Below are 17,811 nucleotides of genomic sequence, written 5' to 3' on the forward strand. Positions count from 1 at the left end.
AGGACTGAGTCCTGTACAGTACAGAACTCAGTCCTTGAAATAAACGTAAACCGTCCAAGATTTGGGGTTCAGTTCAATAATCGGTGGCTTTTTATATGGTATGAAAACTCACAATCATTACTGTTGTAACGTTTCAGTCTCATGAACCTTTTCAGCAGGATTATACTGTTCAGAAGAAGGTATCGCTCCGCTGCGATTATTTTCTTTCATAGATTTGGCAACTTCTGGTGGCATATAGTTTTCGTCATGTTTAGCCAATACTTCACCAGCGACGAAAGTATCGCCCTGCATTTTACCCGTAGCCACGACGCCTGAATTTTCAGCAAATAGGTCTGGCAAAATACCTTGGTAAGTCACGGGCACAGTTGATTGAAAATCAGTAATCGCAAACTCAACATTTAATGGATTATCTGCTGCGCGCTGCACACTACCTGCAACCACCATACCACCAGCACGAATACGTTTGTCTTGAGGCGCTTCGCCTTGGGCAATCGCAGTTGCATCAAAGTAGTAGTCAGTTTGCTGTCCAATAGCATAGATAACCAACATAACTGCTACTGCCGCACCTGCCAGCGTAAACATAACCCACGTCAGTTTTTTCCGACGAACTGCATTCATACCACTACCCCATTAATGAGTCACTATTTTATAAACCATAATCAATCTATAAAACAGAAAATGTTGAAGAAACTACCATTAGAAAAACGTTCTAAAAATGTCTTTCTAATCGTACTCTTCTAATCGCTATATGGTAGCATTTTTCGGACAAATCAATAAGCCCCATCGCTATTCGCAAGGTCATATTTTTGTCAGTAAAAGGATACGGCTTCTTACGCTAAAACCATGATATTAAGTTGATTTTTATTCAGATTGCCTAATCACAGAAGTCACAGGCGTTGAAGTTTTGGTCGTCCGTTGTGCTTGACGCGCTTGCTGGATGGTCAGCTGTTTGATAAGTGACTGTCGCTGTCTGCGGCTATAGATAATAAAGGCCAACATCACGCCGATCGTTATCGCCCAGCACGACCACACAAAAACCCCATGCTTACCCATGGCGAAAAACTCAGATACGCTATAAAAGTAAGGCTGCATAGTATTTTCCTAGCCGTTATTTGTGTTGACCACGAATGTATTCTTTGACCCACGCTTTGCCTTGATCACGGTATAAAATCAGCGTGTTAGTACGATAAATCGCTAATGTCGCAACCAGTAAATAGCTGCCGATAATCATCAGTAGCAAGGGCATCCACATATCTGCCGACATCTTCGGTGCGGCAGTCAAACTAAAGGTCGCGCCTTGATGCAAGGTATTCCACCACTCTACTGAGTACTTGATAATAGGCAGGTTCACTGCGCCCACAATAGATAAAATGGCGGCCGCTTTACCGCGATTGGCCGTATGCTCAAAAGCGGCAAACAGCGCCATCACGCCCGCGTATAAAAACGCTAATATCAGCATTGATGTAAGGCGTGCGTCCCATACCCAGTAAGTACCCCATGTTGGTTTTGCCCAGATAGAGCCTGTAAGCAAACTGATAACACACAGCAAAAACCCCATCGGGGCAAGTGCCTGCGCGACCAAACTGGCTGTCTTAATCTTCCATACCAAATAAATCACTCCCAGAACTGCAAGGGAAAAATAGATAGAAATGGCAAGACTGGCCGCTGGCACATGGATAAATATAATGCGATAGCTATTGCCCTGAAGATAATCAGGCGGCGCAAAAGCAAGGCCCCATACGCTACCAATGAGCAAACAGAGACTGGCTAATATCGCTAACCACTTGACCCAAGGGCTAAAGATACGAAAAAACTGCTTGGTACCCACAGTGGTCAAGAAACCCTGCCAAATGCGCTGCCACAAGCTAGGGGATGAGACGTTATTCAGGTTGGGCATGGGAAGAAACCTATTACACAGCTTACTGGTGATAAATGATGCGGTCTATCAAAGCAACACTATCAACTCACCTGCTGGCGTTAAACACTGGATAGAATCTACAAAGAGCTGTTTACGTATTCAATTGACTATTATAGCAAAATTGTCAGTTTTCACCACGATGTTAATATATAGGGTTCAAACAACTAGGTTCAGATAACTAGATTTATATTGCTAGGTTTAGATAACTAGATTTATATAACTGGGTTTAGATAATCAAATTTCGAAATCTGGATTTTAAGATTGCAACAAGCAAATCGTTTAATTGAGCCATGACATCTTTAAAGTGGTAGCAATCACCCAAGGCATAACTAGGACAGAAACAATACTTCCTGCTAGTAATAAAGCTAAGATAGGCAAACCATTCAGCCCAGAGGCAAATAAATCAACCGCACCCGTAGCAAAAATCAAGACTGGCAACTGCATCGGTAAAGCAATCAAAGGCACTAATACTGCCCCATTCTTTAACGATAGCGTCAAACTACTGGCCACTGCTGATAACATCAAAAGCATTGGGCTACCTGTCACGATAGAAGCCATCAAGATCCACGCTTCAAACCAACTGAGCTGAAATAACGGCACGGCAAGCAAGCTAAGCACTGCCACAATACCACTACTAAAAATCCAATGAATGACCAGTCTAATCAGCACCCATAGCGGTAGTGACGCTTTGGCCACGACCAATTGCGCAAGCGTACCATTATCAAGCGCAGGCTTAAATAATCCATCAACACCCATTACCAGTGACAGCAATGCAGCAATCCACACTGCTGATACGCCCAGACGCTGCAATAGCGCAGGCTCACTACCGACTGCCAACGGAAACAAAGTAATAATCACTAAGAACAGTACTAACGGATACAACCATTGTACCGCTCCTTGCTGCTTGACTTGCCATTCACGGCGCCACAGCTGCAGGAAGCCAATACTGCGAGGCACTGCGACAATAGCATTTGGGCTTTTATTCATGGCTGCTACTGATCCTACTTGTATTGGACTGTCTGTCATTATTTGTCCTTGCACGTATACTGATGGTACTGATAGCAATCAAACTTATACCATGTAATTTGACAAATCGAGCACCTGATTGGCGACACCGACTGCCTGATGACTGGTCATTAGTATCGACCCGCCAGCCTGTGCAAATTCGCATAATCGCTCTTCCATACGTGCCACCATATCGACATCTAGCGCCGTGAAAGGTTCATCAAGTAGCCAGAGCGGTGTCACGTCAGGAGTTAACAAGAACAATCGTGCCAGCGTGATGCGCCGCGTTTGCCCAGCTGATAGATGACTTGAGCTGATCGTTTCAAACCCTTGTAGTCCAACCCATGTGAGTGCATCGTCAATATCAGCAGCGCTTGGCGTAATACCATATAAGTTCAGTAGAAACGTCAGGTTTTGTGCCACTGTCAAATTCGGATGAATGCCCAACTGGTGCGAGACATATAAAGGCTGGATGGGCAGGCACGATTGTCGTTGATAAGTAACTTCACCTGACAAAACAGGTAACAATCCAGCCAACTGCATGAGTAACGTGGTCTTTCCCGTCCCATTTGCCCCGATTAGATGGCAAATACTACCCGCAGATAGCTGCAACGTAACGCCTTCGCACAGCGGTATCTCACCGCGCTGAACTGTCAGCTCATCAAGTGCAAGTAAAGGCGTATCCAAAACCGTCATCAAAACCTCTGGTTATTTATCAAGCAGTAGTCAATATTCATCACAAACAAAGGCAATGTTCATGGCATAATACCCTATGCTCGCTACAAACACACAGTATAACAAATTGTCGATTACTCTGACTTCAAAAAGTACGACCTCAAAAAAATACGACTTTAAAATATGACTTCAAAACCTATGCCGACTTCACAAGATAGCCAAAAACCTAATACTGCTGCAGAAACTAAAAATGACAACGCAGACACTAACTTGTCAAAACAGCCATCAGCCAGCCGTTTGACAGTAGATAGCTTGATCGATGCTCAAGTTAACTTTATACAGCAGTGGTTGCACAATCAAGCTGAGCCACTAGCGATGGAAGCTTGGCAATGGTTTGGTGCGCAGCCTTTAAGCAAATATATTACCTGTGACCATTTACAGCAGCTGATGAAAGACTGGCTGTTAAATCAGCCGATGACTGAGGTAATGCGTACCGACATCCGTGATATTTTGCACACTATTATTTATCACCCAGTCAATGACAATGTGCCTTTATCTGAGCTGGTCGATGATGCCCAAGTTGAAACTTTGGCCAACTATATCGGTAGTCACGAGCAGCAGCGCAACATATTAATTCATACGCTGGTCGGTAACGAAACCTTTGCAGATTTGTTGACCCAAACACTTTATCACGCTATCAACGACTTTATGGAAAGCACCCTCGATAAAGCAGGTGGCGTTGGTAAATTGATGAAGCTTGGGCGTAGCTCTTTTGAAAAGGCGACCAACAGAAACCTCGATGAAAAACTACAAACCTACTTGCATCGCAATATCAAAGATTTGACGCGCAAAGCTGAAGCCAATGCACAAGAACACTTATCAAATGAAGAGGTTGCGCGTCTGATGGTCATGGGTTGGGATCGTATCAAAGACCAACCCATTAGTGAGCTACAAACCTATTTAAGCGATGAGCCTGGTAATAGTAGCATTGACCATATCGAAGCCAGTATCCAACAAAGCTATGACCGCCTGCGACTGTCACCGTATCTGCACAGCTTAGTCTCGGCAAGCATTGACATTTGGTATGCCAATCATCAGTCTGACACGATGGCGACCATCGCGGCGAGCTTGCACATTGATGAAGCGGCTATGAAGCAATGTAGCACTACACTACTGCCTATCGTGTACGATGCTCTCGAGACGCCTTGGTTAACAGCTCATATTCGTGAAATGCTAGCAGCGTTTTATGCACAGCCTGCTATCAAAGAAGGCTTGGCATTCACTCACGATTAATTTATAACCCTTACTTGTCAGCATACTATTATGAGTCAACGCAATAAACTCAGCTTGTGGCAAAAAATCAAACGGTTACTGACTGCTGCCGCATCGCAGTCAGTCATCGATGGCGCAAGCGAGCAAGGGCGTGCATCACTTGCTGATAGCGAGATTAATAATACAAAAAATATATCAGCTGATATTTCTGATATCAGTTCTCAAGCTACTGATAGTACTGTCTCTGATATCTCTCATGAATTAGAGGCAAATCAAGGCAGCGAACAGGATAGTGATCAAGCGAAAGCAAACACATCTCAACTCAAAACCGATAACTTAAAAACCGATAGCGCAAATGCAGAACCTCAAAACCAGAGTGACACACCTATCGTCGACTGCTTAAAGCAATACTTTAATAACAAACAGTGGCACTACACGCATTATCGACCCAAAACCAACGACAGCCAAAAATCGCATCATTTATCCTTAAGAATGCGTCATAAGCAAATAAATTGTGGCTATCTGTTTCGGGTGCAAGAAAAAAACAAACTACTGGCCATCTATGGCATCTTGCCATTTTTGATACCAGAAACTCATCAAAGCGCTGCGATGCTACTTATCACCCAAATCAACTATGACATGCTAGTCGGTAATCTAGAAATGGATGTCAACGATGGTGAAATACGCTACAAAAATGCTATCGATGTCGAAGCAGTTGGTATAGATAATGAGATTATTGAGCATTTATTACAAAGCGTGGTTGCGATGACTACGGTCGCCAACGAGCTATTTGGCAACTTGGTTAATAATCAAGACCCTGCTGAAGACATGCAAACGCTACTTGTCGAGCTACGTCAACAGTCAGACGCGCGCACGTTCTTTTTACCGACTCAGTCCGTTCAATAGTTCAGTCCGTTCGATAATTAAGTTCATTCGATGAACCGGTTTTTCAATCAAGCCATAATCTACGATAGCGGATACTTATCTCTTTATTTTTCTATCCAAAAACCATTAATACTAAGCTAGAATTCTTATGCTAAAAATTGCCTACTCTGACGTCTTTCGCTATTCCGTGCCAGAAAAACACCGCTTCCCCATGCAAAAGTACACTATGATTCCTGAGCGCTTACTGGCAGAAGGCACTATCAGCCAAGATAACTTCTTTGCCCCTGCTCGCTTAAGCGAAGATGAGATTTTGACCACCCATACCGCAGAGTACTGGTATCAGCTTAAAACCCAAACACTGCCGCGCAAGGCTGCTCGTGCGATCGGATTTGAGATGACCCCGCAGCTGGTGGAGCGCGGTCGTTATATTGCCCATGCAACGTATGAATGCGCGCTATATGCTCAGCAATATGGCGTGGCGATGAATGTTGCAGGCGGTACTCATCACTCCTTTGCTGGTCATGGAGAAGGGTTTTGTGTCTTCAATGATGTTTGTATCGCTAGCAACTTACTACTAAATCGTGGACAGGCACAGAAGATTTTAGTTATCGATTTGGATGTTCATCAAGGCAATGGCAACGCCTTTATCATGGCAGATGAACCCCGCGTTTTTGTCTTTAGCATGCACGGTGCAAAGAACTATCCATTTCGTAAGCAAGTATCAGACTTAGATATTGAGCTAGACAATGATACCGGTGATGCTGAGTATTTACAGATATTAGGAGACACGCTGCCACGCTTAATCGCTGAGGTTGCACCAGATATGATTTTTTATCAGTCTGCTGTCGACGTGCTCGCTACTGATAAGTTGGGCAAACTTGGCTTGACACAAGCAGGGTGCAAGGCGCGTGATGAATACGTTCTGCAGCAAGCAAAAGCCGCCAATATCCCTGTCGCTATCGTGATGGGTGGCGGCTATTCAGAAGATATCGAAGATGTGGTTGAGGCACACTGTAATACCTTTCGTTTGGCACAGCAGATATTTTTTGAAGAATTGGTCTAATAAAATATTGTTGAAAAGGCTTATATCTTTAGCTATAACAATGCGGTAATGCCTTGCCAGCCAACGCGTATTCCAAGCACGATTAAGATTAATAAAATAAGCTGACGAAAACGCGCTTGTGGTAAATATCGACGCAAACGGATTCCAACTAGCAGTGTGACTATAGACAGCACACTCAAAAAAGTAATCAGCTGCCACTCACCACTGCTCAATGCCATGATAGGCTCACGCAACACGATAATTTGGGCAATCTTTCCTAAGAAATAGCACATGTTACCGACTTTGGCGATGGTGTTTTTATCGTCACTGGCAGACAATAAATACATCATCAGTATGGTCGACATTGCATTGGTCGAGCCGCCAATCACGCCTGCACCAAAGCCAACGGCAATCAACATAGGCTTGGTGTTTGGTAGACGGATTTGTTTGCCGAGTAAACTACTCACAACGTAGAAGGCAATGACCGCGGCCAACAATAAGAGAATATAAGCGCTATCGACCCATAGCAAGAGTTTCGCACCTAGAATGCTACCTAATAGGCTAGTAAGCGCAAGCAACCAATAGCGTCTGCCGTAGTAGATAAAGTTTTGCCAAATGGTGCGTTCACCGCCTACTAGCCATGTCATCACATTAACGACTAGCGAGGGAAAAATCACTAACACAATGGCGTGTTGCAATGGGTACATACTAGCAAGTGCAGTGGTCGTCACTAGCGTTGCGCCAAGTCCGCTAATACCATGCAGCAGTGAAGCAAGCGCAAAAATGATCGTCAGCACTAGCATCTGAGTGCTATCGTTACCAGCTATATTCATCATATCGGTCACACCATTTTAGGCTCAGCGTCTGTATCTACACACTATCTACATGCTAGCTATCAGATTTAGCGCCTGTAGCTCTAACTATCTTTACGTTGACCGATTGCTTGACCAATAATGCTAGCCAGTTGCTCAGCAATTTTATCTTTACTGGTCTTCTCAAGTGTTACCGCGTCACGCTCATAGCGCTCAGAGAAAAACACCTGCATCGCATTGTCATCACTAGCAAAACCGATATCTACACGTGAGACATCATTGCAAGCAATCATATCCAAATCTTTTGCTACCAACTTACCACGGGCATAACGCTCGACATCTTGCGTCTCTGCGGCAAAACCAACGACAAATAGCTCCGGATGCGCAAGAGAAATCGTCGCTAGAATGTCAGGGTTTTTAACCAGACTGAGCGTCATGGCATCTTGTGTCTTTTTGATTTTTTGCGGTGCAGCTTCTTCCGTACGATAATCTGCCACGGCGGCGGTCGCGATAAAGATATCTGCTTTCACAAATTGATTGTCATCATAAGACTGTAGCAAGTCATGATTGTCATTATGGTCATGGTCGCTTACATCGTCATCACCGCAACCACAGTCACCATGATGATGTTCGTGGGAATGGTTATGAGAATGACCATGCGTGTGATCATGAGAATGGTCGTGCTCATCTTCAAGGACAAATTGAAGCTCGCTATGCGTGCCATCTACACATTGCTGCGCCGCTATCAGCATATCTTCAGCAGACAGCACATCGATCCGTGTGACATTAAGCGGCGTGGGCAATGCCACTTTACCACCAGCGATTAAGACAACGTCTGCACCAGCAGCCACACAGGCGCGCGCCAATGCAAAGCCCATTTTTCCTGAAGAGTGGTTAGATAAATAACGCACAGGATCAATCGCTTCTACGGTGGGACCTGCGGTAATGACCACTCTTTTGCCTGCCAGCAATTGCGGCGTTGTGTTCATCGCTATGAACAGTAAAACCTCACCCAATAACTGCTCAGGCTCAGGCAATCGCCCTGCTCCGACATCACCGCACGCTTGCTCACCGCTAGCTGGCTGGATAATCTGATAATTCATATCGCGCAAGGTTTGCACATTTAGATTGACCGCTGGATGCGCCCACATCTGCTGATTCATGGCAGGAGCAATAATGACAGGCGCTGTAGTGGCAAGGCACACTGTAGTCAATAGATCATCAGCCATACCCATGGCCAGACGCGCAAGCGTATTGGCTGAAGCAGGTGCAATGACGATTAAGTCGGCCCACTTGGCCAGCTCAATATGCCCCATGCCTGCCTCTGCCTGCTCATCGAGCAACGACACGTGCACCTCGTTACCCGTCAACGCCTGTAGAGTCAGCGGTGTGATAAATGCTTGTGCACCTGTCGTCATGATAACGCGCACATCAAAGCCTGCCTTAACTAACAAGCGGGCAAATATAGCAGATTTATAAGCGGCGATACCGCCAGTAATAGCAAGCACAATATTGGACATAAGCGTGGCATCAACAAAAAAGTGAAAAGATAAAATTGCGCTTATAGTAACAATTATGAGATAAATTGGGTAAGATTTTCCGTATTTACCTCAGATAACAACTAGCAATTTATTCTTAAGGAGTGGCAATGGCGATTAAAGACTGGCATGAGGATGACAGACCACGCGAAAAACTTTTAAAATTTGGTGCAGCTCATTTGTCTGATGCCGAGATACTGGCCATATTTTTGCGTACGGGTACTCAGTCTCAATCAGCGATTGAATTAGCGCGGCATTTGATTGATCAGTTTGGTAGCTTAGCCGAGCTATTAGCCGCCCCTCAAAAGACGGTTCTTGCCTGTCATGGTATGGGCCCTGCAAAGTACGCCCAAATATTAGCCTCACTTGAGATGGGTACGCGCTATCTGGACAGCCAACTCAAAACTGGGCAAGCACTTGGCCGCTCACAAGCAGTCAAAGACTATATCAGTACCCAGTTACGCGGCGAGCACCGTGAAGTATTTGCAGTACTCTGTCTGGATAATGCCCTCAACCTTTTAAACTTTGAGATATTATTCACGGGTGGCATCTCATCATGCTCGGTCTGCATCAAGCACGTACTGCGGCATGCACTAAGCCACGCTGCTAGCCAACTTATCATCGCCCACAATCATCCTCATACCGATGCCAAGCCATCGACCGCTGATAACTTACTGACCTATGAGCTAAAAAAAGCCTGTGACCTGTTAGATATCTCGCTTGTCGATCACATCATCGTCGGACGTAACGACACTTTGTCTTATGCCGAGAGTTGCCTTGCCCCTTTTGGTTAGCTCTTTGACAAGTTTTCGATAATAGCTGGCTACGTGTTCCAACTAGACATATGATTAACCTATAAACAATGATGTTTGATACATATCATCGACAGAGCGTAGCATTTTGGCTCTTGATAGTTATCGACAACTGTTTCATATTAGTAGCCATTCTTGCCATTTATTTGTCAATTACTTACTAGACCATCAATACTAGTATTTAAAAGACGTAGAACCGAGCATTTAAAGATTAACAAATTATTCGATTTACTTGTAAGACAGTGAGTGGCAAGACGAAAAATAATTATAGTTAGCTTATTCACTTACGTACTTTTCGCATTTCTTATTCAGCGCTTTAAAGGAGATAGTCATGGCAATTGGCTTGTTTATTTTGGCAGTCATCATTCAGTTAGCCGTGGTCTTGGCCATCTTTTTGTTGTCCTTATCACGGGTCACCGGTAGCATCGTCGCCCTGATTACGGTTATCGTCACCGCAATTATCAGCCCATGGTCGCTCATTTTGGGTATACCAATGGCGCTACTGTGTTTGGTCTTACTCGTTGCACCGCTTCGCCAATCGTTAATCACTAAGCCTGTATATAAAGCGCTAGGCGGTGCGATGCCAAGTATGAGTGATACAGAACGTGAAGCGCTTGATGCGGGTACTAGTTGGTGGGAAAAAGAGTTGTTTATGGGTGCGCCGAACTGGGATACCTTTGCCAATTATCCTTATCCGCGGCTTTCAGAAGAAGAGCAGAGTTTCATCGATAATGAAGTAGAAACCTTATGCGCCATGCTTGATGAATGGCAAATCCAGCATAAAGATAAGGACTTATCACCTGAGGCATGGCAATTCATCAAAAGTAATGGCTTCTTAGGTTTAATTATTCCAAAAGAATTTGGCGGCTTAGAATTTAGCTCTTATGCGCAAAGCCGTGTAATGAGCAAGATTGCTTCGCGCTCGCCGACTGCCGCTGTAACCTGTATGGTTCCCAACTCGCTCGGCCCTGGTGAGCTATTGATGCATTACGGTACGGACGAGCAAAAGCAGCGCTGGTTGCCAGGTCTTGCGAAAGGTGATGAAGTACCTTGCTTTGGTTTGACTGGGCCCGAAGCCGGCTCTGATGCAGGTGCGATTCCTGATACAGGTGTGGTCTGTTACGGCATGCACGCAGGCGAGCAAGTGCTTGGCTTACGCATGAACTTCTCAAAGCGCTGGATTACCCTAGCACCTGTCGCTACTGTTGTTGGTTTAGCATTTAAAATGCACGACCCTGAAGGTCTGCTTGGCAATCCTAAAAAAACCGATTACGGTATTACTTGTGCCCTCGTTCCAGCTAACCACGAAGGTGTGGTAACAGGACCACGTCATAATCCAATTGGCTCACCATTTATGAATGGTACAGTCGATGGCAAGGACGTCTTTATCCCATTAGATTACATCATCGGCGGTGTCGAGAATGCTGGTCGTGGCTGGCGCATGCTGATGGAATGCTTGGGCGTTGGTCGAGGTATCTCTCTACCCGCTCTGTCGACATCAGCCAGTGAAATGACCTATCTGTCTGTTGGTGCATTCGCCAAAGTTCGCGAACAGTTCAAAATTTCAGTAGGTAAGTTTGAAGGTGTACAGGACGCCACTAGCCGTATGGCGAGTAACACTTATATGTTAGAAGCGTTCCGACATTTGGTCACTTGCGGATTAAACCAAGGTGGCACGCCCTCAGTCATGACTGCCATGGCAAAATACTATGCGACTGAAACCATGCGTAGCGTTGTCAACGACGGTATGGATGTGGTCGGTGGTCGTGCTGTACAGATGGGTCCACGCAATTTCTTAGCGACACCTTATCAAGCGATTCCTGTTTCCATCACTGTCGAAGGTGCCAACATTTTGACCCGCTCGCTCATGATCTTTGGTCAAGGTGCGATGCGTTGTCATCCTTATTTATTCGACGAGCTTCAGTTACTACAAAGCGAAGACAAAGCGGCTGCTACTGAAAAATTTGATACCCTTTTCTTCAAACATTTAGGCTACACGTTTAACCGTGGTGCAAAAGCTTTTGTCGCAGGTTACATCGGTGGTAGCGATAAGGCGCCGAATTTCGCAGATGCCTTTACCCGTCCCTATTACAAACACATTAACCGTTTAAGTGCGAGCTTTGCCCTAACTGCTGACATGGCATTAGGACTATTAGCAGGAGATTTAAAGCGTAAAGAGATGCTCTCTGGTCGCTTAGCAGATATTCATAGTCATCTATTTATTGCGACTGCTATTTTGCAGTTTTATGAGCATGGTAGTAAATCAGAGTCTGAGCGCTTACATGCTGAAGTTGCGCTACAAAACAGCTTGTACACGATTCAAGAAGCCTTCGTGTCATTCTTCGCCAACTTCCCAAATCGTATGGCAGCCAATGTGGTTAGCTTTGTGACTTTCCCAAGTGGACGTATCTTTACCCCAGCAAGCGATGAGCTAAAACGCCAGTTGGGTGATACTTTCATGGATGATTTTGCAGCCAACCCGTTCCGCGATTATCTGAAAACCATGGTTTATTACAATACCGATGCAGACGATGTAACTGGTCGTATGGAACATGCTTATCAGACGTTGGTCGAAATCGAACCATTGTGGCAAAAGTTCAAAAAGGCAGAGCATCAAGACAGCTTTGAAGGTCTAACCTTTGAAGACCATGTGGTACACGCCAGTCAAAATGGCGGCATTACCGAAGAAGAAGCAGAAGTTCTGATTCAATATAATGCCATGCGTTTTGATTCGTTATTGACCGATACGTTTGACGAGCATCTATCGGAAGCGCTAGAACGTGATAATCCGCATGCGCTTGAAAATGCAGTTCATCAACTGACTGATTATGCACAGCTAAAAAGACAAGCTCAGAGTAAAAACGGTATCGCTGTGGATACCGATGCATCTGTCGTCGATGAGCTAGCCACTAACGAACCAGCTATTAATGATCTAGACAGACCTGCAAACACAGACAATCATACTGGTGATGCCAATCCTAATCATGGTTATGAAAGTGATGGCGATGTAGAGTTAGTCAGTGAGCAAGATACTGTCAAAGAAGTAAATTCTCAGACAGATTTTGAAGAGTCAGAGCCTGAGATAGAGGCACTCGATCATCGACATCGTGATGCTGAATCACATCTTAACGAGCGTATGGGCAATAATCATAATCGTCATATTGCACCACCTGACGAGATCAATACTGGAGTAAGTGATAATGATATCAAACCTTTAGAACGCCAATCACCTTTATCACGCGAAAAAGACGATAAAGTTTAAAAGTCTATGCTGTTTTTGATATTAGTATTAGAAACTGAGTATTATTAGATTTTATAGTAAAATTTTTACTTTTCATTAGCCAGACTATCTATAAACGATAGTCTGGCTTTTTTTGGTCTATTAGAAATTTCAAGCTTAATTAATCATATTCTTTCCTTTGCATTTGGATAATTTAAAATCAACGGTTTGATATCAATAGTTTGACATATTCGCTTACCCTAAAAACTCTTTCATGAATATTTTGTTTCATATGGGAAACAAACCGTTTAGAATAAATATTGACTATATTATGGGCACATAGTTGTAACGAGGCATGTACATTTAGAATAAAATCAGAAAAAAATCTTGCAGTGCCCTTAGCTATTCTTTTATATTGTCCACGAAAATGTGACATCGAGCGACAATCACGGGAACTTAATAGTCATAACAAGCTTTGTAGTAAGGCTGATAAGTACAATCATGTTGGCTAATGAACACTTACTATAAAGCTGTTATGCACACAAAGGATATGAATTATGTGGAAGAATTTGGGACTGACGGGCAAGATCATTGTTGCCATGGTGCTCGGTATTGGACTGGGCCTATTTCTAAACTACTCAGGATTGAACGGCGAAGGTGGCTTTGTTAATACGTACATCACCAATGGCTTCCTTGCCATTGTTGGTAAACTATTTGTCAACTCGCTAAAAATGTTGGTCGTACCTTTGGTGCTTATCTCACTGATTTGCGGTGTATGCGGTATTGGTGATATTCGCCTACTTGGACGTATTGGTACCAAAACGTTCATTATTTATATGATAACCACTGCACTCGCTATTGCGACTGCAATTGGTCTTGGCTCGTTATTCGGTATCGGTAAAGGCATGAATATCGGAACGGAAGCCGAGTTTGAAGCTGCGTCAGCGCCGCCTCTACTTGATGTATTCTCTAACATTATCCCATCGAACCCAATCAGTGCGATGGCAAATGGCGATATGTTATCGATCATCTTCTTTGCTATTTTGATTGGTGTCAGTATCTTGATGGTAGGTAAACCTGCCAAAGGCTTAGTGCAGAGCCTAGAGCTAATCAACGAAGTTATCTTAAAGATGGTCACGATCATCATGAACCTTGCACCATATGGTGTATTTGCGCTATTGACCAAAGCAATGGCAGAGCTAGGTTTAGACTTGATTTGGTCACTACTTGGTTATGTCGCGGTATTGGTCGGTTCATTGGCCTTCCACTTCTTTATCACCATGATGATTGTACTAAAAGTGTCTTCAGGCTTGTCTATCAAGACGTTCTTGGCAAAAATGCGTGAAGTACAAATCTTTGCTTTTAGTACCTCAAGCTCAAACGCGACGATTCCTATTACCTTGCGTACGGTTACCAAGCGTATGGGTGTAAACAACTCAGTTGCGTCGTTCACTGTTCCTTTTGGTGCTACCATCAATATGGATGGTACGGCTATCATGCAGGGTACTGCGACCATCTTTATTGCCAACATTTACGGCATTGATTTGGGTGTGACCGAATACTTAACCGTCATCTTGATGTCAGTACTGGCGTCTGTTGGTACGGCTGGTGTACCTGGTGTTGGTCTAATCATGCTGTCTATGGTATTTGCTCAAGTGGGTCTGCCAATCGAAGGTATCGGTCTAATCTTGGGTGTGGATCGTATCCTTGATATGTTACGTACTGCTGTAAACGTCGGTGGTGATGCTGCTGTTACTACTATCGTGGCAAAATCAGAAGGCAAAATGGATCTGGCTATTTACAACGATCCTAACGCTGGTGCAAAAGATGTATTTGATGGTCATATCGATGAAGACAATGAGCGTGAGTTCTCTGAAGTCTTTAGTGATGGCATCATGGGTAGTGAATACGATGATGTCGATCGTCGCCGCTAACCCACGCTTGCTAGATAGAAGTAAATAAAATAAAAAACCTCAGTCGAATTGGCTGAGGTTTTTTTATGATTAATAATCAGTCAAACAAACAATTAGTTAGCCAAATACATACTTAGTCAACATCGCCAGACAGACCAATACAATTACTGGACGAATCAATTTGCTACCGCCTTTGACCACCATATGTGAGCCAAAATAGGCACCGATGGTTTGTCCAACCATCATCGCTAGCCCCACTTTCCACAGTACGTTACCACCCAAAATAAAGAAGATTAACGAGCCAATATTGGTCGATAAATTCAATACCTTAGCTGCACCTGTTGCTTCGATAATTTGACGACCACGTAATGCCACATTGCCAAGCGCAAAAAACATCCCAGTACCTGGACCAATATAACCATCATAAAAACCAATCAACGGTGCCACGACTTTTTGCCACTTACTCTCTGAGATACGCGGTGCCGCCTCTACTTCACCCAATCTAGGAGCAAATAATGTATAGATACCGATAGCCGCAATTAAAAATGGAATAACCTTTTCAAGCAAGTCAGGTGGTGACATCTGTACAGCGATGGTGCCAATAACGGAACCAATAAAAGCGGCGATAATAGCGACTTTGATACGTTGCGGTTTGACGACCCCTTTTCTAATCATAGTAATAGACGCAGCTAGCGCGCCTGATGCCGCTTGGAGTTTATTGGTACCAAGCGTTAATACTGGTGGGATGTTGGCCAGTAGCATGGCAGGGATAGTCAACAATCCGCCGCCGCCAGCGATAGCATCAATAAATCCTGCCAATGCGGCCACCGCAGTAAGCATTAAAATAATCTCTAACGAGAAAGTTAAGTCCATGACACTGACCTGCAAAATATTATAAGAAGAGAAAAAGGAGTTATGAGATAAGGCTAAAATATCGTTATCGATAAGCTGACAGCTTACCAGTGCTAGCAAAAGAAATAATGACACGTCGCACAGCGCTGCTCATTATAAAGATAAAACCGTAAAAAAAGCCAAAAACGTAACAAAGTCTGCTAAATTTGTCTAATAACATTCCGAATATGCTCAACCGAATAGCGACTTATTAAAAAGATGTAACGACTTACAACTATTGTGCTCGTCAAATCCTCTTTATAATATTGCTATTGTGAATATAAAAAAGTAGACCGTTGGCACTGGCTCAACGTATTTTGTTGTCTATATTGATAAGAGTATGAGAAACTGTTTCTGTCTATTTGCTACCTCAAAATTATAGGTAGCGCAGACATTGATGGATATTTGAGGTTATTTAGTAAATTGTATTTAGCGAATGAGGATGATATGGCAATACGAAGGATTAAAGCATTTTTTGAATTTGAGGCAGCAGGCGGTATCGTCTTAGCATTGGCTGCCATTGCTGCAATGATCATTGCCAACTCCCCTCTTAATGTTTGGTATGAAGGTTTTATTCATGCACCAGTCGCCATTCAGATTGGTGAGTTTGCGATTGCCAAAGACGCTCATCACTGGATTAACGATGGTCTGATGGCGGTTTTCTTTTTCTTGGTTGGATTAGAGCTTAAGCGTGAAGTACTCATCGGTGAGCTGTCCAACGTCAAACAGATAATACTGCCAGCAGGGGCTGCACTTGGCGGTATGATTATGCCAGCGATTGTCTATCTGCTCTTTAACTACAATGAGCCTGAGTTTTGGAAAGGCTGGGCCATTCCTGCGGCGACAGATATTGCCTTTGCACTCGGTATTTTGAGTCTCTTAGGTAACCGTGTACCTAACTCTTTAAAGGTCTTTTTGGTCTCTATTGCTATCTTTGATGACATTGGTGCGATTCTGATTATCGCTTTGTTTTATACCAGTGAGTTGTCGTTAGAGTCATTGGCAGTAGCTGGTTTATGTTTGCCGTTTTTATATGTTCTTAATCGCCGTAACGTCACCAATATCACGCCATATCTACTCATTGGTCTGATCATGTGGATTGCCGTACTCAAGTCTGGTATCCATGCAACATTGGCAGGTGTGGTATTAGCACTGTTTATCCCGATGTTCGATCGTACTGATCCTGAGCACTCTCCGCTTGAAGAGCTAGAGCACGATCTACACAATACCGTCGCCTTTGGTATTTTGCCAATCTTTGCTTTTGCCAACTCGGGTATCTCGCTCGAAGGCGCAGGTTTTGCTGAGCTATTCCACTCAGTGCCGCTAGGTATTGCCGCTGGTTTGTTTATTGGTAAGCAGTTAGGCGTCATGTTCATGTGCTGGTTAATCTTTAAGCTTGGTATCTCAACCATGCCAAAAGGTATGGACTATAAGCAAATCTACGGTGCAGCTCTATTGTGCGGTGTTGGTTTTACCATGAGTTTGTTCATCGGTGGTTTGGCATTTGCTGGCGACACCACTATGTTTGATGAGCGCTTGGGTATTATCATGGGTTCAATCGTCTCTGGTATTGCTGGTTACATCATGCTAAAAATGAGCTTGAAAGATAATGCTAGCGGTACATCGGTCGACTTGACTCGCCCGCATTAATGAATACCTTTGAGATATAGAGTAGCTTATAGTGGTACTGCTTAATATTGATCCCACTTATAAGCTGCTCTATTTTATTTGTATGTACGTTATCGAGATACCTACAAGTGACCTAGCAATCGATGACTAGACTATATAACGTGATTAATTGCATCATTTATTTGTGTTCATAGTTATT

At 43.9% G+C, this 17,811-nt stretch carries 15 protein-coding genes and 1 pseudogene; 7 read left to right on the forward strand and 9 right to left on the reverse strand.

Annotation, left to right across the window (positions count from 1 at the left end):
* Positions 1-117: 117 nt before the first annotated feature.
* The 5 genes from ccmE to ccmA form a co-directional block, all read right to left on the reverse strand.
* Positions 118-618, reverse strand: coding sequence for a cytochrome c maturation protein CcmE (gene ccmE, locus QO187_RS11800; RefSeq protein ID WP_238069319.1), 501 nt, complete (start codon positions 616-618; stop codon positions 118-120).
* A 243-nt stretch (positions 619-861) separates the two neighbouring features.
* A complete protein-coding gene (gene ccmD, locus QO187_RS11805) occupies positions 862-1,092 on the reverse strand; it encodes a heme exporter protein CcmD (RefSeq protein ID WP_102094072.1) in 231 nt (76 codons plus the stop codon).
* A 16-nt stretch (positions 1,093-1,108) separates the two neighbouring features.
* Positions 1,109-1,897, reverse strand: coding sequence for a heme ABC transporter permease CcmC (gene ccmC / locus QO187_RS11810; RefSeq protein WP_057761594.1), 789 nt, complete (start codon positions 1,895-1,897; stop codon positions 1,109-1,111).
* A gap of 300 nt (positions 1,898-2,197) precedes the next feature.
* Positions 2,198-2,905 (reverse strand): heme exporter protein CcmB, encoded by a 708-nt coding sequence (locus QO187_RS11815; RefSeq protein WP_102094084.1) that lies wholly within the window; start codon positions 2,903-2,905, stop codon positions 2,198-2,200.
* A gap of 84 nt (positions 2,906-2,989) precedes the next feature.
* Positions 2,990-3,619 carry a heme ABC exporter ATP-binding protein CcmA gene (gene ccmA, locus QO187_RS11820; RefSeq protein WP_102094070.1) on the reverse strand — a complete coding sequence of 210 codons (630 nt, stop codon included), beginning with the start codon at positions 3,617-3,619 and terminating at the stop codon, positions 2,990-2,992.
* Positions 3,620-3,781: 162 nt separating this feature from the next.
* On the opposite strand from ccmA, the gene QO187_RS11825 reads away from it, so the two are divergent.
* The 3 genes from QO187_RS11825 (at position 3,782) to QO187_RS11835 (ending at position 6,818) form a co-directional block, all read left to right on the forward strand.
* Positions 3,782-4,891 carry a hypothetical protein gene (locus QO187_RS11825; protein ID WP_371548441.1) on the forward strand — a complete coding sequence of 370 codons (1,110 nt, stop codon included), beginning with the start codon at positions 3,782-3,784 and terminating at the stop codon, positions 4,889-4,891.
* 30 nt (positions 4,892-4,921) lie between these two features.
* A complete protein-coding gene (locus QO187_RS11830) occupies positions 4,922-5,776 on the forward strand; it encodes a hypothetical protein (RefSeq protein ID WP_371548443.1) in 855 nt (284 codons plus the stop codon).
* A 127-nt stretch (positions 5,777-5,903) separates the two neighbouring features.
* Entirely contained in the window at positions 5,904-6,818 is a 915-nt protein-coding gene (locus QO187_RS11835; protein ID WP_371548445.1) for a histone deacetylase, read from the forward strand.
* A gap of 32 nt (positions 6,819-6,850) precedes the next feature.
* Here QO187_RS11835 and QO187_RS11840 read toward each other — a convergent pair whose 3' ends face one another.
* The 3 genes and pseudogenes from QO187_RS11840 to coaBC form a co-directional block, all read right to left on the reverse strand.
* Positions 6,851-7,633, reverse strand: coding sequence for a sulfite exporter TauE/SafE family protein (locus QO187_RS11840; protein ID WP_101206033.1), 783 nt, complete (start codon positions 7,631-7,633; stop codon positions 6,851-6,853).
* A gap of 80 nt (positions 7,634-7,713) precedes the next feature.
* Positions 7,714-8,361 carry a phosphopantothenoylcysteine decarboxylase gene (locus QO187_RS11845; RefSeq protein ID WP_371548468.1) on the reverse strand — a complete coding sequence of 216 codons (648 nt, stop codon included), beginning with the start codon at positions 8,359-8,361 and terminating at the stop codon, positions 7,714-7,716.
* Positions 8,335-9,129, reverse strand: a pseudogene (gene coaBC, locus QO187_RS11850) (bifunctional phosphopantothenoylcysteine decarboxylase/phosphopantothenate--cysteine ligase CoaBC); the annotation flags it as partial. The gene QO187_RS11845 and the pseudogene coaBC, both read right to left, overlap by 27 nt.
* Positions 9,130-9,257: 128 nt before the next feature.
* Here coaBC and radC point away from each other — a divergent pair.
* From radC to QO187_RS11865, 3 genes are all read left to right on the forward strand, one after another.
* Positions 9,258-9,941, forward strand: a complete 684-nt coding sequence (radC, locus tag QO187_RS11855; protein ID WP_160023559.1) for a DNA repair protein RadC — start codon at positions 9,258-9,260, stop codon at positions 9,939-9,941.
* A 349-nt stretch (positions 9,942-10,290) separates the two neighbouring features.
* Positions 10,291-13,221: an acyl-CoA dehydrogenase gene (locus QO187_RS11860; protein ID WP_371548447.1), complete on the forward strand. Its 2,931-nt coding sequence runs from the start codon at positions 10,291-10,293 to the stop codon at positions 13,219-13,221.
* Positions 13,222-13,736: 515 nt separating this feature from the next.
* The gene (locus QO187_RS11865) at positions 13,737-15,113 is read left to right on the forward strand and encodes a dicarboxylate/amino acid:cation symporter (protein ID WP_101206037.1); all 1,377 of its coding nucleotides are present in this window, start codon (positions 13,737-13,739) and stop codon (positions 15,111-15,113) included.
* Positions 15,114-15,209: 96 nt separating this feature from the next.
* Here the strand turns inward: QO187_RS11865 and QO187_RS11870 are convergent, their stop codons facing one another.
* Positions 15,210-15,965: a TSUP family transporter gene (locus tag QO187_RS11870; RefSeq protein WP_101206038.1), complete on the reverse strand. Its 756-nt coding sequence runs from the start codon at positions 15,963-15,965 to the stop codon at positions 15,210-15,212.
* Between the two features lie 465 nt (positions 15,966-16,430).
* Between QO187_RS11870 and nhaA the strand changes: the two genes are divergently transcribed.
* Positions 16,431-17,633 carry a Na+/H+ antiporter NhaA gene (nhaA, locus tag QO187_RS11875; protein ID WP_102091810.1) on the forward strand — a complete coding sequence of 401 codons (1,203 nt, stop codon included), beginning with the start codon at positions 16,431-16,433 and terminating at the stop codon, positions 17,631-17,633.
* Positions 17,634-17,811: the final 178 nt, after the last annotated feature.

Source organism: Psychrobacter sp. Arc9 (assembly GCF_041431295.1).
Classification (GTDB): domain Bacteria; phylum Pseudomonadota; class Gammaproteobacteria; order Pseudomonadales; family Moraxellaceae; genus Psychrobacter.

Bases quoted from the DNA above. Each gene is read 5' to 3' on its own strand.
- nhaA (WP_102091810.1), top strand. From the start codon at position 16,431: ATGGCAATACGAAGGATTAAAGCATTTTTTGAATTTGAGGCAGCAGGC.
- radC (WP_160023559.1), top strand. From the start codon at position 9,258: ATGGCGATTAAAGACTGGCATGAGGATGACAGACCACGCGAAAAACTT.
- QO187_RS11870 (WP_101206038.1), bottom strand. From the start codon at position 15,965: ATGGACTTAACTTTCTCGTTAGAGATTATTTTAATGCTTACTGCGGTG.
- QO187_RS11835 (WP_371548445.1), top strand. From the start codon at position 5,904: ATGCTAAAAATTGCCTACTCTGACGTCTTTCGCTATTCCGTGCCAGAA.
- ccmC (WP_057761594.1), bottom strand. From the start codon at position 1,897: ATGCCCAACCTGAATAACGTCTCATCCCCTAGCTTGTGGCAGCGCATT.
- QO187_RS11830 (WP_371548443.1), top strand. From the start codon at position 4,922: ATGAGTCAACGCAATAAACTCAGCTTGTGGCAAAAAATCAAACGGTTA.
- QO187_RS11865 (WP_101206037.1), top strand. From the start codon at position 13,737: ATGTGGAAGAATTTGGGACTGACGGGCAAGATCATTGTTGCCATGGTG.
- ccmE (WP_238069319.1), bottom strand. From the start codon at position 618: ATGAATGCAGTTCGTCGGAAAAAACTGACGTGGGTTATGTTTACGCTG.
- QO187_RS11845 (WP_371548468.1), bottom strand. From the start codon at position 8,361: ATGCTGATAGCGGCGCAGCAATGTGTAGATGGCACGCATAGCGAGCTT.
- QO187_RS11840 (WP_101206033.1), bottom strand. From the start codon at position 7,633: ATGATGAATATAGCTGGTAACGATAGCACTCAGATGCTAGTGCTGACG.
- ccmA (WP_102094070.1), bottom strand. From the start codon at position 3,619: ATGACGGTTTTGGATACGCCTTTACTTGCACTTGATGAGCTGACAGTT.
- QO187_RS11860 (WP_371548447.1), top strand. From the start codon at position 10,291: ATGGCAATTGGCTTGTTTATTTTGGCAGTCATCATTCAGTTAGCCGTG.
- ccmD (WP_102094072.1), bottom strand. From the start codon at position 1,092: ATGCAGCCTTACTTTTATAGCGTATCTGAGTTTTTCGCCATGGGTAAG.
- QO187_RS11815 (WP_102094084.1), bottom strand. From the start codon at position 2,905: ATGAATAAAAGCCCAAATGCTATTGTCGCAGTGCCTCGCAGTATTGGC.
- QO187_RS11825 (WP_371548441.1), top strand. From the start codon at position 3,782: ATGACTTCAAAACCTATGCCGACTTCACAAGATAGCCAAAAACCTAAT.